At 64.6% G+C, this 15,299-nt stretch carries 14 protein-coding genes; 5 read left to right on the top strand and 9 right to left on the bottom strand.

What is annotated here, in order from left to right:
• Nucleotides 1-10: 10 nt before the first annotated feature.
• The 8 genes from ASD44_RS04130 to ASD44_RS04165 all read right to left on the bottom strand — a co-directional run bounded on the left by ASD44_RS04130 (nt 11) and on the right by ASD44_RS04165 (nt 8,619).
• Complete coding sequence (locus ASD44_RS04130) at nt 11-805, bottom strand: N-acyl homoserine lactonase family protein (protein WP_056109133.1); 795 nt, start codon at nt 803-805, stop codon at nt 11-13.
• Between the two features lie 10 nt (nt 806-815).
• Nucleotides 816-1,715, bottom strand: coding sequence for an NAD(P)-dependent oxidoreductase (locus tag ASD44_RS04135; RefSeq protein WP_056109136.1), 900 nt, complete (start codon nt 1,713-1,715; stop codon nt 816-818).
• A 38-nt stretch (nt 1,716-1,753) separates the two neighbouring features.
• Nucleotides 1,754-2,137, bottom strand: coding sequence for a carboxymuconolactone decarboxylase family protein (locus tag ASD44_RS04140; RefSeq protein WP_056109138.1), 384 nt, complete (start codon nt 2,135-2,137; stop codon nt 1,754-1,756).
• Between the two features lie 139 nt (nt 2,138-2,276).
• On the bottom strand, nt 2,277-3,071 hold the full coding sequence (locus tag ASD44_RS04145) for a CoA ester lyase (RefSeq protein WP_056109141.1): 795 nt from the start codon (nt 3,069-3,071) through the stop codon (nt 2,277-2,279).
• Complete coding sequence (locus ASD44_RS04150; RefSeq protein ID WP_056109144.1) at nt 3,071-4,546, bottom strand: aldehyde dehydrogenase; 1,476 nt, start codon at nt 4,544-4,546, stop codon at nt 3,071-3,073. The genes ASD44_RS04145 and ASD44_RS04150 overlap by 1 nt, the downstream gene beginning before the upstream one ends.
• Nucleotides 4,543-5,694 (bottom strand): CaiB/BaiF CoA-transferase family protein, encoded by a 1,152-nt coding sequence (locus tag ASD44_RS04155; RefSeq protein ID WP_056109147.1) that lies wholly within the window; start codon nt 5,692-5,694, stop codon nt 4,543-4,545. The genes ASD44_RS04150 and ASD44_RS04155 overlap by 4 nt, the downstream gene beginning before the upstream one ends.
• Nucleotide 5,695: 1 nt before the next feature.
• Nucleotides 5,696-7,366, bottom strand: coding sequence for an acyl-CoA dehydrogenase family protein (locus ASD44_RS04160; protein WP_156459768.1), 1,671 nt, complete (start codon nt 7,364-7,366; stop codon nt 5,696-5,698).
• Between the two features lie 17 nt (nt 7,367-7,383).
• On the bottom strand, nt 7,384-8,619 hold the full coding sequence (locus ASD44_RS04165; protein ID WP_056109153.1) for a CoA transferase: 1,236 nt from the start codon (nt 8,617-8,619) through the stop codon (nt 7,384-7,386).
• A 266-nt stretch (nt 8,620-8,885) separates the two neighbouring features.
• On the opposite strand from ASD44_RS04165, the gene dctP reads away from it, so the two are divergent.
• Genes dctP through ASD44_RS04190 form a run of 5 tightly spaced genes read left to right on the top strand, consistent with a single transcriptional unit; the run spans nt 8,886 to nt 14,401 of the window.
• Nucleotides 8,886-9,968, top strand: a complete 1,083-nt coding sequence (gene dctP / locus ASD44_RS04170; RefSeq protein ID WP_056109155.1) for a TRAP transporter substrate-binding protein DctP — start codon at nt 8,886-8,888, stop codon at nt 9,966-9,968.
• Nucleotides 9,969-10,027: 59 nt separating this feature from the next.
• Nucleotides 10,028-10,543 (top strand): TRAP transporter small permease, encoded by a 516-nt coding sequence (locus ASD44_RS04175; RefSeq protein ID WP_056109160.1) that lies wholly within the window; start codon nt 10,028-10,030, stop codon nt 10,541-10,543.
• Nucleotides 10,540-11,832 (top strand): TRAP transporter large permease subunit, encoded by a 1,293-nt coding sequence (locus ASD44_RS04180; protein ID WP_056109164.1) that lies wholly within the window; start codon nt 10,540-10,542, stop codon nt 11,830-11,832. The genes ASD44_RS04175 and ASD44_RS04180 overlap by 4 nt, the downstream gene beginning before the upstream one ends.
• Nucleotides 11,808-13,187 (top strand): MmgE/PrpD family protein, encoded by a 1,380-nt coding sequence (locus ASD44_RS04185; RefSeq protein ID WP_082542378.1) that lies wholly within the window; start codon nt 11,808-11,810, stop codon nt 13,185-13,187. Before ASD44_RS04180 ends, ASD44_RS04185 begins: the two co-directional genes overlap by 25 nt.
• Complete coding sequence (locus tag ASD44_RS04190; RefSeq protein ID WP_056109170.1) at nt 13,184-14,401, top strand: CaiB/BaiF CoA-transferase family protein; 1,218 nt, start codon at nt 13,184-13,186, stop codon at nt 14,399-14,401. Before ASD44_RS04185 ends, ASD44_RS04190 begins: the two co-directional genes overlap by 4 nt.
• A gap of 9 nt (nt 14,402-14,410) precedes the next feature.
• Here the strand turns inward: ASD44_RS04190 and ASD44_RS04195 are convergent, their stop codons facing one another.
• A complete protein-coding gene (locus tag ASD44_RS04195; protein WP_056109172.1) occupies nt 14,411-15,256 on the bottom strand; it encodes a MaoC family dehydratase N-terminal domain-containing protein in 846 nt (281 codons plus the stop codon).
• Nucleotides 15,257-15,299: the final 43 nt, after the last annotated feature.

Consider the following 15,299-nt stretch of genomic DNA (forward strand, 5'->3'; position numbering starts at 1 on the left):
GGGCGGTTCGCTACTGTGTCGGCTCGAGATCGACGCGGACGGCCCAGCCTTCCATGCCGGGGATAGCCGGGTAGCGCTCGAACACTTTGGGGTCGTGCCCCGGCACGACATGGCGCATCGACGGCGCAAGCCGTCTAATGGTCCTGTAGCCTTCCAGAAGCTCGGCCAGATCGTCGAACACCGCGAAGGCGCGGTCGTTCTCGATATGCTCGTAATAATGCGAGGCATCGGACGCCAGGACCACCGGGCCGCGTTCGGTGTTGACGCGCACGATCTGCAGGCCGCGCGAATGGCCGCCGACCTTGTGGACGCTGATGCCGGGAGCGATCTCCGCCTCGCCGTCATAGAACTCGACCCGTCCGGCGAAGACCTTGCGCACCATCGAGACGACGTTCTCTTCCTCGAAGGGATGGTTGAGCAGATGATGGCACATGCAGCGGCCTGTCACATAGGCCATCTCGCAATCCTGGATGTGGTAGCGGGCGTTCGGCAGCAGGTCGGCATTGCCGGCATGGTCGTAGTGCATGTGGGTGACAATGACGTCGCGCACCTGGTCGGGCTCGAAGCCGACCGCCTTCAGCCCCATCCCGACCGGCTTCAGCAGTTCGCGCTGTCGGCGCTTGGCGGTCTCGGCATCGAAGCCGGTATCGACGACGAAACTGCGCTTGTCGTTGGAGATCACCCAGAAGAAATAGTCGATCGGCATGGGCGTGTCGTGCGGATCGCCGCCATGGAAATTGGCCGGCCGGTTGCGGTCGGACCGGCCGTAGCGGATCATCCGGATTTCATAGCGGTCGTCGCTCATGCCGCTTGCCTCAACCCTTCTTGGCGCCGACCTCGACGCCGGCCCATTGTTCCGGAATCTGCACGACCTGCGTGAAATCGGAGTCCGGGCCGAGCTGCGAATGGACGAGTTGCCAGAGTTGCTTGACCGCATTGCCGACCCACATCTGCGTGCCCAGCGCCTCGGCCTCTTCCATGCACAGCTTCAAATCCTTGTACATGAGGCCGGTGGTGAAGCCGAAGTCGAAAGTGCGCGGCAGGATCGCCTTGGGGAACTTGTCCTGCGATGCGCTGTTGCGGCCGGAGCCGGCGTTGATGACATCGATGACGATGGCTGGGTCCAGACCGGCCTTGACCGCCATGACCACAGCCTCGGCCGTCGCCGCGAGCGCGGTGGCGGAAAGGAGGTTGTTGACCAGTTTCATCGTCTGCCCGAGTCCGGATTTCTCGCCGACATAGAACAGCTTGCCGATGTGCTTGAGCATCGGTTCTGCAATCTCGTAGTGGGCGCGCGGGCCGGAGATCATGACAGCAAGCGTGCCGGCCTTGGCGCCGGCCTTGCCGCCGGAAACCGGCGCGTCGAGATGGACGATGTTCTTTTCCGCCAGCTTGGCCGCGATGCGCACCGAGGAGGTTGCGCCGGTGGTCGACAGGTCGATGAACCGCTTGACCGTCTTGCCGGAAGACACGCCGTTTTCGCCGGTCGCCACCTTGTCGACGATGACCGGCGTTGGCAGGCTGGCGAATACGGTCTCGCAGGCATCCGCCACGTCTTTCGGCGTCTTCACCACGCGCGCGCCCAGCGCCTCGAACTGCTTGAGCGCCGCGTCGTTGACGTCACTCACCACCAGCCTGTAACCGGCCTCGACCAGCCGGCCGGCCATGGGCGCACCCATATTGCCGAGGCCGATAAATCCAATCTCGCTGCTCATGTCAGCTTCTCCTCAACCCGTTGCCGGCCAACAGCCGCTTATTTCTTGCCGTCGATCTCGGCGAACACGCGCCGCGCGATGCGGAAGGAATCGACCGCTGCCGGCACGCCGCAATAGATCGCCACCTGCAGGAAGACTTCGCAGATTTCCTCGCGGCTCAGGCCGTTGTTCAGCGCGCCCTTGACGTGAACTTCGATCTCGTGCGGACGATTGAGCGCCGACAGCATGGCGAGGTTCAGGAACGAACGCGTCTTGCGGTCGAGGCCGTCGCGGCCCCAGACGGCGCCCCAGCAATATTCGGTCACCAACTCCTGCAGCGGACGGTTGAAATCGTCGGCGGACTTGATGGCGTTGTCGACATAGTCCTTGCCGAGCACCGCGCTGCGGATCGCCAGACCCTTTTCGTAGGTTGCCTTGTCCATGGAATATCCTCCTGAAGTGAAATATCGAAGCGCGGTAGCGCGGATGTTCGGTTCATTATGGGCCGCAGCCCACAGGCATTCTCAAGGGCGGGCGGCGGCATAGCAGCTATCCAGCGCCCATCCTTGCGATGAATTCGTCTCAGCCAGCCGCCTCCTGGATGCGCCGGGCGCGCTCCACCAGCGGCTTGTCGACCATCTGGCCATCGACCTTGACGGCGCTGTCGGACGTTGCCGCGGCCAGCACGCGGCCGGCCCAGGCGATTTCCTTTTCCGTCGGGCGGAAGGCGGCGAGGATCGGCGCCACCTGTTTCGGATGAATGGCGAGCTTGCCGCCGAACCCCATGGCGCGGGCGCGGGCCGCATCGCCGCCGATCAACTCGGCATCGTCGAGCGTTGGCGTTACGCCGTCGATTGGCGGCAGCCTGCCGGCGCCCCGCGATTCCAGCACCAGCCGCGAGCGCGTGAACAGCAGCGCTTCCCATGTCGGCTGGCAGCCGAGGTCGAGCGCGAAATCGAGTGAGCCGAAACCGACGCACAGAACCTGCGGCACGCGCAGAATCTCGCCAAGATTTTCCAGCCCGACAACCGTTTCGATCAGCGGGATGATCGGCACGTTTCCGCCGGAAGCCTTGGCTACTGCCGCGAGATCGTCGGCGGCTTCGGCCTTCGGCACCATGATCCCGGCGAGGCCTGCCGAGCCAAGCGCGGCCAGGTCGCGGTCCCACCAGTCGGTTCCTGCGCCGTTGATGCGCACAAAAACCGGCTTTGCGGTCACGCCATGGTTCGCGAGATTGCCGCGCGCCTCGTTCTTCTGCGAGGCGTCAACGGCATCCTCGAGATCGATGATGATCGCGTCTGAGTCGGTGGCAGCCGCTTTTTCGAAACGCTCGGGCCGGTTGCCCGGCACGAAGAGGGGAGAGACAGGCGCGCGCATCAGCGGATCACGAAGGGGTTGGAGGCGCTGGTCTCCGTGGCGATCCAGACCGACTTGAGCTGGAGATATTCGCGCACGGCGTCGATGCCGCTTTCGCGGCCGATGCCGCTGCGCTTGTAACCGCCGAAAGGCGAGGTGTAGCTGACGGCGCGGTAGGTGTTGACCCAGACGGTTCCGACCTCGAGCGCTTCAGACATGCGGATGCAGCGGCCGATATCCTTCGTCCACACGCCCGCGGCGAGCCCGAAATCGACGTCGTTGGCGATCTGCAAGGCCTCTTTCTCGTCCTCGAAGGGGATGACGGCGAGCACCGGCCCGAACACCTCCTCCTGCGCGATGCGCATGGAATTCGACACATTGGTGAAGATCGTCGGCTCGACGAATTGCGTGCCCTTGGCGCCGGGGCCGGCGTAGGGCTTGCCGCCCAGCACGCAGGTCGCCCCTTCATTCCTGGCGATGTCGATGTAGTCGAGCACCTTCTTGTATTGCGGCGGCGTCGTCACCGGCCCGACATTCGTCTCCGGCGACATCGGGTCGCCGATGCGGGCGGCCCCCGCGACCTCGACCAGCCGTTCCATGAAACGATCGTGAATCGAGCGCTGCAAGAGAAGCCGCGAGCCGGCGATGCAGGTCTGGCCGGATGCGGCGAAGATGCCGGAGATCGCGCCCATGACGGCGGCTTCGAGATCGGCGTCCTCAAACACGATGTTGGGCGATTTGCCGCCGAGTTCCAGCGAGACGTGCTTCAGGTCGCGCGCCGCCGCCTCGTAGATCTTCTGGCCGGAGAGGTCCGAGCCGGTGAAGGCGATCTTGGCGATGTCCTTGTGCGCGACAAGGGCCGCGCCCACATCGGCGCCGAAGCCGGTGACGGTGTTGACCACGCCCTTGGGAAAGCCGGCCTTGTCGAACAGGTCCATGAATTCCAGCGTCGAGGCGGACGTGAATTCCGACGGCTTGATGACGACCGTGTTGCCGGCAGCGAGCGCCGGCGCAAGTTTCCAGGCGAGCAGCAGCAGCGGCGAATTCCAGGGAGTGATCATGGCGATCACGCCCAGCGGTTCGAGCCGGGTGAAATTGAAGATGGCCTTCTTGTCGGTCGGAATGACCGTGCCTTCGATCTTGTCGGCCAGCCCGCCATAGTAGCGGTACCATTCGGCGAGGTATCTCGTTTGCGACGCCATCTCGGCATAGAGCTTGCCGTTGTCGCGTACTTCCGTTTCGGCAAGCGTGGCGGCGTTTTCTTCGATCAGGTCGGCAAGCCGCACCATCAGGCGGCCGCGCGCCGAGGCTGTCATAGTGCCCCAACTGGCCCGGCGCGCGGCCTTCGCCGCGCCTACGGCGCGGTCGACATCGTCGGCGCTGGCATGGGCGATCCGCGCCCACACCTGGCCGTCATAAGGATTGGTGGTCTCGAATGTGCGGCCGCCCTCCGCCTCGACATAGCCGCCGTCAATGTAAAGCCCGTAGCTCTTCATGCATTTTCTCCAAGTCTCGTGGCAGGCGACGCGAATTCCACGCGCAGCGCCGGCCCATCCTCGTCCAGCTTCGGAACCTTGCGATGCGCCGCCCCAGGCACTGGCAGATCGGCGAGGCGCACTTCGGTCCCTGCCATCTCGACCAGCCGGTCGCGCAGATGCGGATGCGCCGAAAGGTCTTCGACCGAGTTCAGGTTCGAGCAAGCGATGCGCGCCTTCTTGAGCTTTTCGATCAGCTCGGGTCGGGCATGGTGCGCAAAGATTTCGCCAATGATCGCATCGAGTTCGGGCCGGTTGTTCACCCGCGCCATATTGTTGGCGAAGCGCGGATCGCCCGCCAGCTCCGGCTGGCCGAGAATCTTGTCGCACAGCACCGCGAATTCGCGATTGGATTGCACCGCGATCAGGAGAAGGTCGTCATTCGCTGCGCGATAAGCCCCGTAGGGCGCCAGCGTCGCATGGGCGACGCCGATACGCGCCGGCGCCTTGCCAAGATAGCGCTGGAAGGCGAGGGGAACGTTCATCCAGTCCGCCAGCACGTCGAACATGGCGATGGACAGGTCGATGCCCTTGCCGGTGCGGGAGCGCAGCAGCAGCGCCCGCAAAATCGCCGAGAATGCGGTAAGGCCGGTGGCGATATCGCAGACCGAGAAGCCGACGCGCGCCGGAGCCGCCGCATCGCCGGTGATCGAGCATAGTCCGCTTTCCGCCTGCACCAGCAGGTCGTAGGCCTTCATGTCGGAATAAGGCCCCGTCCGGCCGTAACCGGTGATCTCGCAGGTCACAAGCCCGGGATTTTCCTGACGCAGCGCATCGCCACCGAAGCCGCGCTTTTCCAGCGAACCTGGAGCGAGGTTGTGCAGGAAGACATCGGCGTTCGCCAGCATCCGTCGCAGCAGCACCGCATCCTCCGGCTGATCGATGTCGAGGCAGATCGATTCCTTGCCGGCGTTCAGCCAGATGAAATAGGCGCTCTCGCCATTGGCGGCGTGGTCGTAGGAGCGGGCGAAATCACCCTCGGCGCGCTCGATCTTGATGACGCGCGCGCCGGCATCGGCCAGCAGCAGGCCGCAATAGGGCGCGGCCACCGCCTGCTCGATCGAGATGACGGTGAAGCCGTCCAGTTCCTTGCCGAGACCCGCTCCCATGTCAGTTCTGCCGCGAGAGCAGGCCGCGGCCGATGACCTGCGCCTGGATTTCGGCGGCGCCCTCGAAGATGTTGAGGATGCGGGCGTCGCACAACACGCGGCTGATCTCCGTCTCCAGAGCATAGCCGATGCCGCCGTGAATCTGCAGGCTCGTATCGGCATTGGACCAGGCGACGCGCGCGGCAAGCAGCTTGGCCATGCCGGCTTCGATGTCGCAGCGCCGGCCCTTGTCCTTTTCGCGCGCGGCGAAATAGGTCAGCTCGCGCGCCATGACGATTTCGACCAGCATCATCGCCAGCTTGTCGGAAACGCGCGGAAATTCCGCCAGCTTGCGGCCGAACTGCTTGCGGTCCTCGGCATAGCGCAGGCCCAGCTCATAGGCGTTGCGGGCAACGCCGATGGAGCGCGCGGCGGTCTGGATGCGGGCGCCTTCGAACGTCTGCATGAGGTGCTTGAAGCCCTGGCCCTCCACGCCGCCGAGCAACCCATCGGCCGGGACCTCGAAGTCCTGGAAGGCGATCTCGTATTCGCGCATGCCGCGATAGCCGAGCACTTCGATGTCGGAACCCCTCATGCCCGGAGAGGGGAACGGATCGGCTTCCGAGCCGCGGATTTTCGGCGCGAGGAAAAGGCTGAGGCCGCTGTACCCGGGCGAGGTCGCATCGGTGCGGGCGAGCACGGTCATCAGGTCGGAGCGGCCGCCATGGGTGATCCAGGTCTTGTTGCCGTTGATGCGCCAGGAACCGTCCGGCGCCTTGTCGGCGCGCGTCCGCAGGCTGCCGAGGTCGGAGCCTGTGTCGGGTTCGGTGAAGACGGCGGTCGGCATCACTTCGCCCGACGCGATGCGCGGCAGCCAGTGCTTCTTCTGCGCCTGCGTTCCGCCGATGGAGACAAGCTCGCCGGCGATCTCCGAGCGCGTGCCAAGCGATCCAGCCGCAATCCAGCCCCGGCTTAACTCCTCGGTGGTGACGCACATGGCCAGCTTGCCCATGCCGAGGCCGCCATGTTCGGGATCGATGCAGATGCCGAAAACGCCGAGTTCGGCCAGCTTGTCCACCACTTCGATCGGGATCAGGCTGTCGGCGAGGTGCCAGCGATGGGCGTGCGGCGCGATATGCGTATTGGCGAAGCGCCGGAACTGGTCGCGGATCAGGTCGAGCGTATCGTCTTCCAAGGTCTCGTCGATCTCGCCGCCGGCGCGGACATATTCGATCAGTTCGCGGCGCAGGCCGGCGAGGTCGGTGTGATCGACGAATTCCGAAACCGCCTGCCGCATGGTCTCAGCCGCCTTGCCGACGCCGATTTCGGAGGGCCGGATGTATTCGTTCTGGCTCATCGGCACGCCGCCGATCAATTGCCCCAGATATTCCGCGAAGCCGATCTGCACGATCAACTGCTCGCCGCGCCTGAAGCGTCCGCGCTCCTGCAGCCGCGCCGCCCAGGCGGCGGTGGCGACGATTGCCTTCACCGTCGTCGCCGTCCAGGCGAGGCCATGCACGGCGCGCTGGTATACGTCGCCCAGGTCGCCGTCGAATTTACCATTCTTCATAACCAGCGGCTCGACCGCGCGGCGCACCGCCAGCAGATAGGCTTCGCTCGCCGCGGCGGCGCGCCGGGCCGAGGTGACCAGATCCTCTTCCGGCGAAACGGTCTTCTTGAGCGGTGCGGTCATGGTGTTCTCAATTCCCATCAGGCGCCGGCCGGTGCGGGACCGGCGACGATTCCAGCGTCATGCAATTTGCCGATCTCGGCTGCGGACAGGCCCAGCACAACGGCCAGCACTTCGTCCGTATTGGCGCCGAGGCCGCCGCTCGGCACGGCCGGCAGCCGCGTCTGCGACGGCAGCGTGGCAGCGGCGCCGGGCGTCGGATAGCGGTTGCGGCTCGGATGCTCGACCATGTCGAACAGCCGGCCATCGGTTCCGAAGGGCTCGCCGGCCGCGATGGCTTCCTTCAATGTGTTGTACGGACCCCAGCAGACGCCTGTTCCTTCGAACGCGCGTTCGAGTTCGGCCAATGTGCGGGCTTCGATGGCAGCTATCAGGAGCGGGTTCAGCCTGTCGCGATGCTCGAAGCGCAGCCCCTCGTCGGAGGCGAGATCGACGCCGAGTTCCGCCTCGATCGCCGCAATGCGCTCGCGCAGGCCGAGCGCCTTGACCAAATCGCTCCAGTGCCGCTTCGTCAGTGCCACGATCATCACGCGGCGGTTGTCCCTGGTGCGAAAGTCGCGGCCCAGCGCGCCGAACAGGTCGTTGCCCATGCGCGGGCGATCCTCGCCGGAGACGAAGACCTCCGCAACCTGACCGAGATGGCCGAGCGACGTCGCGGCGACATCGCCCAACGGCACCCGGACTTCCTCGCCCTTGCCAGTCATGCGGCGATTGCGTTCGGCGGCCAGCAGGGCGAAGGCGGCGTAGGTTCCGGTGGCGAGGTCCCAGGCCGGCAGCACATGGTTTACCGGCACATCGCCCATCGATTCCGGTCCCGTCATCGACGGAATGCCGATGGCGCTGTTGACGGTATAATCGACGGCCGAGCTGCCGTCGGCCCAGCCCATGATCCGCACGGTGATGATGTCTGGCCGGTGTTTGGCCAGGTTCTCGTGCGACAGGAAACCGGAGACCGGATAGTTGGTGACGAACAGGCCGGCGCCTTCGCCCGGCGCCGTCGCGATTGATACGGCCAGCTCGCGGCCTTCGGACCGCGACAGGTCGATGGCGATGGACTTCTTGCCCTTGTTGAGGCCTTCCCAATAGAAGCTCGGCCCGTTGGGTGATCGCGGCCAACGGTGATAATCCGGTCCGCCGCCGATCATGTCGAAGCGGATGACTTCCGCGCCCATCTGCGCGCAATGGAGGGCGCAGGAAGGGGCGGCCACGAACGCCGCGCCCTCGACGATACGCAACCCGGAAAGCAGCTTGTACATATCAGCCGGTCACCGATGAACGGCAGTCATCGCGGCAGTATTGGAAAGGGTGCATGGGCATCCGTCTTCACGCTTCTTGGGATCGATTGGCTTGCTTCGATCATTGCCTAGGGCTGTACTAAAGGCGACGCTCAAGAAGCTGAAACCTGTTATGCCGAGGCATGGACTCCCATCCAGGTCCAAAGGCCCGAATGATCCCTCCCGTTGAAAATGCATCGAAGCATTTGACGATCCGGCGCCTTGCCGGAGCTTGGAGGAGCAAAAAAATGATAAATCTGAGGGCAATTCTGCGCGAACCCTGGGCTGCGTTTCGCGGCCTTGCCATCGGCGGCCTCGCCGCTACCGGGTTCACAATGTTCGCCGCGTCCGCCTCGGCCGCCGAATTCGAGTGGCGCTATTATTCGGTGTCGCCGCTGGGTCATCCGTACTCCCAGATACTCGACAAGCATTTCAAGGAAATCCAGAAACGCTCCGGCGACAAGCTCAAGATCGACCTCGTCTATTTCGGCGAGACGCCCTACAAGGGCGCCGAGGCCGAGAAGCTGATGCGTGACGGTCTTGGCGAGATGACCGAATGGCTGGTCGGATACTCCACCAGCACCTATCCTCTGCTGTCGGCGCCAGAACTGCCGTTCCTGCCCACTGCCGCCATGAAGCCGGCGGACCAGATTCCGGCGCTCGACAAGGCTTGGCAGAGCCCAAGCGTCGCCGCCGAGTTGCAGGGCATTCTCGACCGGCACAAGGCCGTACGCCTGTCGCGTTTCTACTGGCCGCCGCAGAACCATTGGCTCAACAAGGCGATCGACGGACCGGCCGGCTTCAAGGGCCTGAAAATCCGCGAGTACTCCGCCGAGGGCATCGACTTCACCACCGCCATCGGCGCGACGCCTGTGTCGATGACCGCGCCGGACGTCTACGCCGCCCTGCAGCGCGGTGCGCTGGACGGCGTCGTCACAGCGTCGACCTCGATGACCGGCATCAAGTGGGGCGAGGTGCTCAAGGCCGGCTACATCACCAACTTCAAGCTGACGATCAGCCTGATCCTGGTTTCGCAGCGGGAATACGACAAGCTGCCGCCGGACGTGCAGAAGATCCTCACCGAGGAGGTCAACAAGGCGACCGACGAAATCCTCGCCTTCATGGTCGACAATGAGACCAAGCTGCATGAGCAGCTCAAGAAGGACTACGGCTTCACCATCACCTACGCCAAGCCCGAGGACTACACGGCGCTGCGCAAGGTTGCCCAGGAGGCCGTCTGGCCGGCATGGGTCAATCGGGTTGGACCCGAAGTCGGCAAGCCGCTGATCAATGATGTGCTCACCGCGCTCGGCGCTCCCGAGCGGCTCTGATCGAATGGAGGACGCCCTGAAAGCGGGCGTCCTTCCCTCCATGTCGAAGGAGCAGTTTCATGGATCGCAAACCCGATGCCTTGCGGGCGATAGACCGCTCGCTTTTCTTCCTCGCCTGCCTTTGTGGCCTGGCCATTCTCGTCTTGCAGCTGGCCGAGATCACTGCCCGCCTGTTTGGCGGCAGCGTCGTCTTCTCGTCCGAGGTCACCGGCTTCCTGATGGCCATCATGGTGTTCCTGGCGCTGCCTGAGGTAACGCGCCTCAACGAGCACATCACCGCCGATTTCGTCGTGCTGATGATGGGCCCGAAGATGCGGCGCTTCATCGAGCATTTCATCGCGCCGCTGTTTTCCGCGATCTATGCCGCCATCCTCATCTACCTGCTCTACACGCTGACCCGAGACTCCTATGTCGATGGCGTCCGCTCGGAAGGCGTGACCCGGACGCCAGTCTTCATTCCGCAGGCAATCCTCGTCTTCGGCACCGCCATGATGCTGCTGCGGCTGGTCCTTCAGCTGGTTTCGCCGCAGCCGCCGCGCCCGCATTCCGACGAGGCGAAGGAACATATCCAATGATCGTGCTGACGGCGATTTTCGCCACCCTCATCGTTTTCCTGTTCGTCGGCCTGCCGATCGCGGTGTCGCTCGGCCTGTCCGGCCTGATCTGGATCATCGCCAAGGACCCGATGCTGCTGCGCGGCGCCGCCTATGCCGTGTGGAACAACGCCAACAGCGTGACGCTGGTGGCCGTGCCGATGTTCCTTTTGATGGGCGAGATCATCCAGCGCAGCCAGGTGGCGGTGAAGTTCTACCGCGCCATGTCGCTGTGGGTACGCTGGCTGCCCGGCGGCCTGCTGCATTCCAACATCGGCGCTTCCGCGGTGTTCTCGGCCGTCTCCGGATCGAGCGTCGCCACCGCCGCGACCATCGCCACCACCGCAATCCCCGATCTGCTGCGGCTGGGCTACAAGCGTTCGCTCGTCGCCGGAACGCTGACGGCCGGCGGCACGCTCGGCATCCTGATCCCACCCTCCATTCCGATGATCATCTATGGCGCGATCACCGAAACCTCGGTCGGCCAGCTGTTCATGGGCGGCGTTATGCCCGGGATCATGATGACGGTGCTGTTCTTCCTCTACGTCGTCATCGCCTCGATGTTCAACCAGCGCAGCAAGCCGCGCGAACCGCGTCAGGCTGTTAGTGTGGGCGAGCGGCTACGCTCGCTGGGCGACATCTTCCCGATCGCGGTGCTGATCGCCGTCATCATCCTCGGCATCTATCGCGGCTGGGCGACACCGACCGAAGTCGCATCGCTTGGCGTCGCCGGCGCCATCATAATCGCCGCGGTGTTCGGCCAGTTCTCCTGGGCGATCTTCCGTGAATCGCTCATCTCGACGGTCCGCTTCACCGCCATGCTGACCTTTGTCATCCTGTCGGCGCATGTCTTCGCCTTCGCCCTGTTCGGCTGGGGGTCGACCCGCGCCGTGGTCGGCATCATCGGTGACCTCGGCCTCCCGCCCGCAGGCGTGCTGCTGGCTATCGTCATCCTGTGCCTGTTCCTCGGCATGTTCATCGACGCCATCTCGATGATGGTGCTGATCCTCGGCGTCGTGTTCCCGATCATCACGGCGGTCGGCTACGACCCGGTCTGGTTCGGTATCGTGCTGGTGCTGCTGCTGGAGATCGGCCTTATTACGCCGCCCGTTGGCCTCAACCTCTACACGATACGGGGGCTGATGCCGGGCGCCACGCTGTCGGAGGTCAGTTGGGCGTCGCTGCCCTTCGTGTTCCTGCTGCTGCTCGGCATCTTCATCCTTTGGCTCTTTCCGGAGATCGTCCTATGGCTTCCACGCAACGTAAAGTGAGCGCCGCACAGACAAACGCGGCGGAACGGTTGGCCGAATTCGCCGTTGGCGCCGATATGACGGGATTGCCGCGCGAGGTGATCGAGAAGGCGCAAGGCTGCCTGACCGACTATCTCGCCTGCGCGCTCGAAGCCCGGTCGCTGCCCTGGGGCAAGCAGGTGACGGAATACGCCGCCATCGGCCCCGCCGGCCCGGCAGCGGTGATTGGTGCCGGCCTTCGGGTTGGCGCGCCGGACGCCGCCTTCGCCAACGGCACGCTCGGCCACGGCCTGGTGCGCGAGGACATGCATGTCGCCAGCTGCTGCCATCTCGGCGTCGTTGTCTGGCCGACGCTGCTGGCGCTGGCTGATCTGACCGGCACTGCCCGGGGCGAGGATTTCCTCGCAGCTGGCGTCGTCGGCTATGAGGTTGGCGCGCGGGTCGGACGCGCTTTGTTCGACGCCGATCTGGCGGCAAAAGTCAGGCCGACCGGCACGGTCGGCGCGATTGGCGCGGCGGCGGCCGGTGCGCGGCTGCTCGGCCTGAGCCGGGAGCAGACGATTGCCGCAATCGGTTTCGCCGCGAACTGCGCCGGCGGCGTCAACGAATGGCCGTGGGTCGGTGGCACCGAAGTGTTCTTCCATGCCGGCTTTGCCGCGCGCAATGCCGTGACGGCGGTGCTGCTGGCCAAGGCCGGCGCCTTCGCATCCCCTACGGCGATTGACGGGCGGGCAGGGCTGTTCGCCGCCTTCGACCGGCGCGACAAGGCGGATGCTATAGTCCCTCTCGCCGACGGAAAGTATGAGATCATGTCCGTCTACTGGAAGCCGGCGCCGGCTTGCAACTATGTGCAGACGCCGTGCCAGGCGGCCCTTGCGGTGGCGAAATCCGGAGTGAAGGCACACGACATAGCCGAAGTGCGGGTCGGCAGCTTCACTTCGGCGATCCGCTATCCGGGTTGCGACCAGGAAGGGCCGTTCGACGGCATTCTTGAAGCCAAGATGAGCATCCAGTATTCCGTTGCGGCGACGCTGGTGAATGGCGTGGTGGCGGAATCCAATTATGCGAAAGTCGATTCAGCGGAGGTGCTGCGCCTCGCCAAGGCAACGAAACTCTCCATCGATCCGCAATTCGAGCGAGTGTTCCCGGCAAAGCAGGGTGCGGAGGTGACGGTCGTGCTCAAGGACGGCTCGCAGATCGGCGAAAGGCGGGACGATATCCGCCCGGTCGATCGTCAAGGCGTTCGCACCCGCTTCCTCGAAACCGCGACGCAGGCTTTCGACAAGGAAAGTGCGGCTGAAATTCTGGCCGCTGTCGATGCGCTCTCCGCAGACGGAGCTGCGAGCGAAATCACCAGACTGGCGGGTAGGGCATGAACAGCAAAGGTGCTACGGGGAAAACGGCCGGGCAGGACAAGACCGCACTCGGCGGCATCCGCATCATCGAGCTCAGCCGGCTTTTGCCCGGCGGGCTGGCGACGCAGATGCTGGGCGACCTTGGTGCGGATGTCATCAAGGTCGAGCAGCCGGTGGTGGGCGACTATACGCGCGCCTTTCCGCCGATGGGCAAGCAGGATTCCGGCTTCTTCCTCGTCGGCAACCGCAACAAGCGCTCGATCACCGTCGATCTCAAGAGCGAGGCCGGCAAGGAAATCGTGCGCAAGCTCGTCGCCGAAAGCGACGTGGTGGTCGAAGGCTTCCGCCCCGGCGTTGCCGATCGTCTCGGCCTCGGTTACGAAGCGTTGAAGGCGCTCAACCCCGGTCTGATCTACTGTTCGATCTCGGGCTATGGCCAGGACGGACCGTACCGCGACGTGCCCGGCCATGACATGAACTATCTCGGCATCACCGGCATGCTGCAGCTCACATCGCGTCCGGGCATCGGCCCGCAGGTTCCCGGCCCGCTCATCGCCGATATAGGCGGCGGCTCGATGATGGCGGTGTTCGGCATACTCGCGGCTCTGATGGCGCGGCAGAAGAGCGGCGTCGGGCAGTTCGTCGATGTCTCGATGACGGATGGCTCGATGCATTTCATGCATTCGCACGCCTCGAACTATCTGCTGGCCGGCGAGGAGCCGACGGGCGGCGAGCACCGCATCGCCGGGGGTTCCATGCCCTACAACATCTATCGTTGCGCCGACGGCAAGTACCTGACGCTCGGCATCATCGAGGACCATTTCTGGCAGCGGCTGCGCAAGGCGCTGGGCCGCGACGACCTGCCGGAAGATCCGTTTCCCGCCCGCGCGGAAATGGAAAAGGCCAAGGCCGTGCTCGGCGACATCTTCGCCGGCAAGCCACGCGACGAATGGGTCAAATTCCTGTGGGAGCACGACCTGCCGGCCGGCCCGGTCAATTCCTTCGCCGAAGCCTTCAGAGACCCGCAGATGGTGGCGCGCGAAATGCTGCTGCATGTCGACCATCCGGTCGAGGGCAAGGTACCGCAGATCGGCTTTCCGGTGAAGTTTTCCGAAACGCCGGGCCAGATCACCCGCCATCCGCCGGTTCTCGGCGAGCACACCGACGAAGTGTTGGAATCGCTCGGTTATGATGACGAGGCGATTGAGGTGCTTAAGGCTGAAAAAGCGGTCTAGGCGGCTTGCCTAGACCAGTATCCCCTCGATCCGCATCGCGATTTCGTTGGCGTGATCGATGGCCGCGAGCTGGAAGGCGCTGCCTTCCGCTCCGCCAACGATTTCGAACGGCGCCACTGCGTAGAGCGGCCGCATCGCAGTCACCTTGAACTCCGCAACCTGCCGGCCGGGCAGGCTGGCTGCGAGCAGATCCATCAGAAGCGTCGCCGTCAGCGGGCCGTGCACGATCAGCCCCGGATACCCCTCGACGCCCGTCGCATAGGGATGGTCGTAGTGGATGCGGTGGGTGTTGTAGGTCACGGCGGAATACTGGAACAGCAGCACCGGGTCCGGCGTGATTGTGCGCCGCCATTGCGGCTCGAAGCCGATGTCGGCGGTGGCGCGCCGTTCCGGTGCGGCCTGGGGGGGCGTCGCCGAGGCGGCTTCCCGGTAGGCAATGCGCTGGCTCTCGCGCACCCGTCCACCATTGGCGCCCTCGATCAGGTGATCCACGGTCAGAAAAACCAGCTCTCCGCTGCGTCCGGTCTTTTCGGCGATGTCGGCGATGGTGGACGTGCGCCGGGCGGCTTCGCCGACAGTCAGCGGCATGCCGATAGTAACCGTGGAGCCAGCCCACATGCGGCGCGGCAGGTGGATCGGCGGCAGAAATTTCCCGCGTGCCGAGTGTCCATCCGGTCCGGCTTCGTCATGACGCATGGCCGGCCAGAACAACGCCCATATCCATGCTGGCGGCCACGCATCGCAGGCGGCGGGACGGGGACGGTCGAGCAGCCCGGCCATGCGCGCTGCGACCAGTTCGGTTGCGACATCGTCCACCGTCTCGCTTTTTCCGATCCAGTCGGCGTAATTCGGCATCGAAATCCTCCGCTATTCGCAGACCACTATTGGACACCTCTTC

Origin of the sequence: Mesorhizobium sp. Root554, from assembly GCF_001427025.1 — a bacterium.
Lineage (GTDB): Bacteria > Pseudomonadota > Alphaproteobacteria > Rhizobiales > Rhizobiaceae > Mesorhizobium.

Excerpts from the sequence above, each read along its gene's own strand:
- ASD44_RS04195 (WP_056109172.1), bottom strand. The coding sequence starts at position 15,256 with ATGCCGAATTACGCCGACTGGATCGGAAAAAGCGAGACGGTGGACGAT.
- ASD44_RS04160 (WP_156459768.1), bottom strand. The coding sequence starts at position 7,366 with ATGACCGCACCGCTCAAGAAGACCGTTTCGCCGGAAGAGGATCTGGTC.
- ASD44_RS04130 (WP_056109133.1), bottom strand. The coding sequence starts at position 805 with ATGAGCGACGACCGCTATGAAATCCGGATGATCCGCTACGGCCGGTCC.
- ASD44_RS04135 (WP_056109136.1), bottom strand. The coding sequence starts at position 1,715 with ATGAGCAGCGAGATTGGATTTATCGGCCTCGGCAATATGGGTGCGCCC.
- ASD44_RS04180 (WP_056109164.1), top strand. The coding sequence starts at position 10,540 with ATGATCGTGCTGACGGCGATTTTCGCCACCCTCATCGTTTTCCTGTTC.
- ASD44_RS04155 (WP_056109147.1), bottom strand. The coding sequence starts at position 5,694 with ATGGGAGCGGGTCTCGGCAAGGAACTGGACGGCTTCACCGTCATCTCG.
- ASD44_RS04175 (WP_056109160.1), top strand. The coding sequence starts at position 10,028 with ATGGATCGCAAACCCGATGCCTTGCGGGCGATAGACCGCTCGCTTTTC.
- ASD44_RS04140 (WP_056109138.1), bottom strand. The coding sequence starts at position 2,137 with ATGGACAAGGCAACCTACGAAAAGGGTCTGGCGATCCGCAGCGCGGTG.
- dctP (WP_056109155.1), top strand. The coding sequence starts at position 8,886 with ATGATAAATCTGAGGGCAATTCTGCGCGAACCCTGGGCTGCGTTTCGC.
- ASD44_RS04165 (WP_056109153.1), bottom strand. The coding sequence starts at position 8,619 with ATGTACAAGCTGCTTTCCGGGTTGCGTATCGTCGAGGGCGCGGCGTTC.
- ASD44_RS04150 (WP_056109144.1), bottom strand. The coding sequence starts at position 4,546 with ATGAAGAGCTACGGGCTTTACATTGACGGCGGCTATGTCGAGGCGGAG.
- ASD44_RS04190 (WP_056109170.1), top strand. The coding sequence starts at position 13,184 with ATGAACAGCAAAGGTGCTACGGGGAAAACGGCCGGGCAGGACAAGACC.
- ASD44_RS04145 (WP_056109141.1), bottom strand. The coding sequence starts at position 3,071 with ATGCGCGCGCCTGTCTCTCCCCTCTTCGTGCCGGGCAACCGGCCCGAG.
- ASD44_RS04185 (WP_082542378.1), top strand. The coding sequence starts at position 11,808 with ATGGCTTCCACGCAACGTAAAGTGAGCGCCGCACAGACAAACGCGGCG.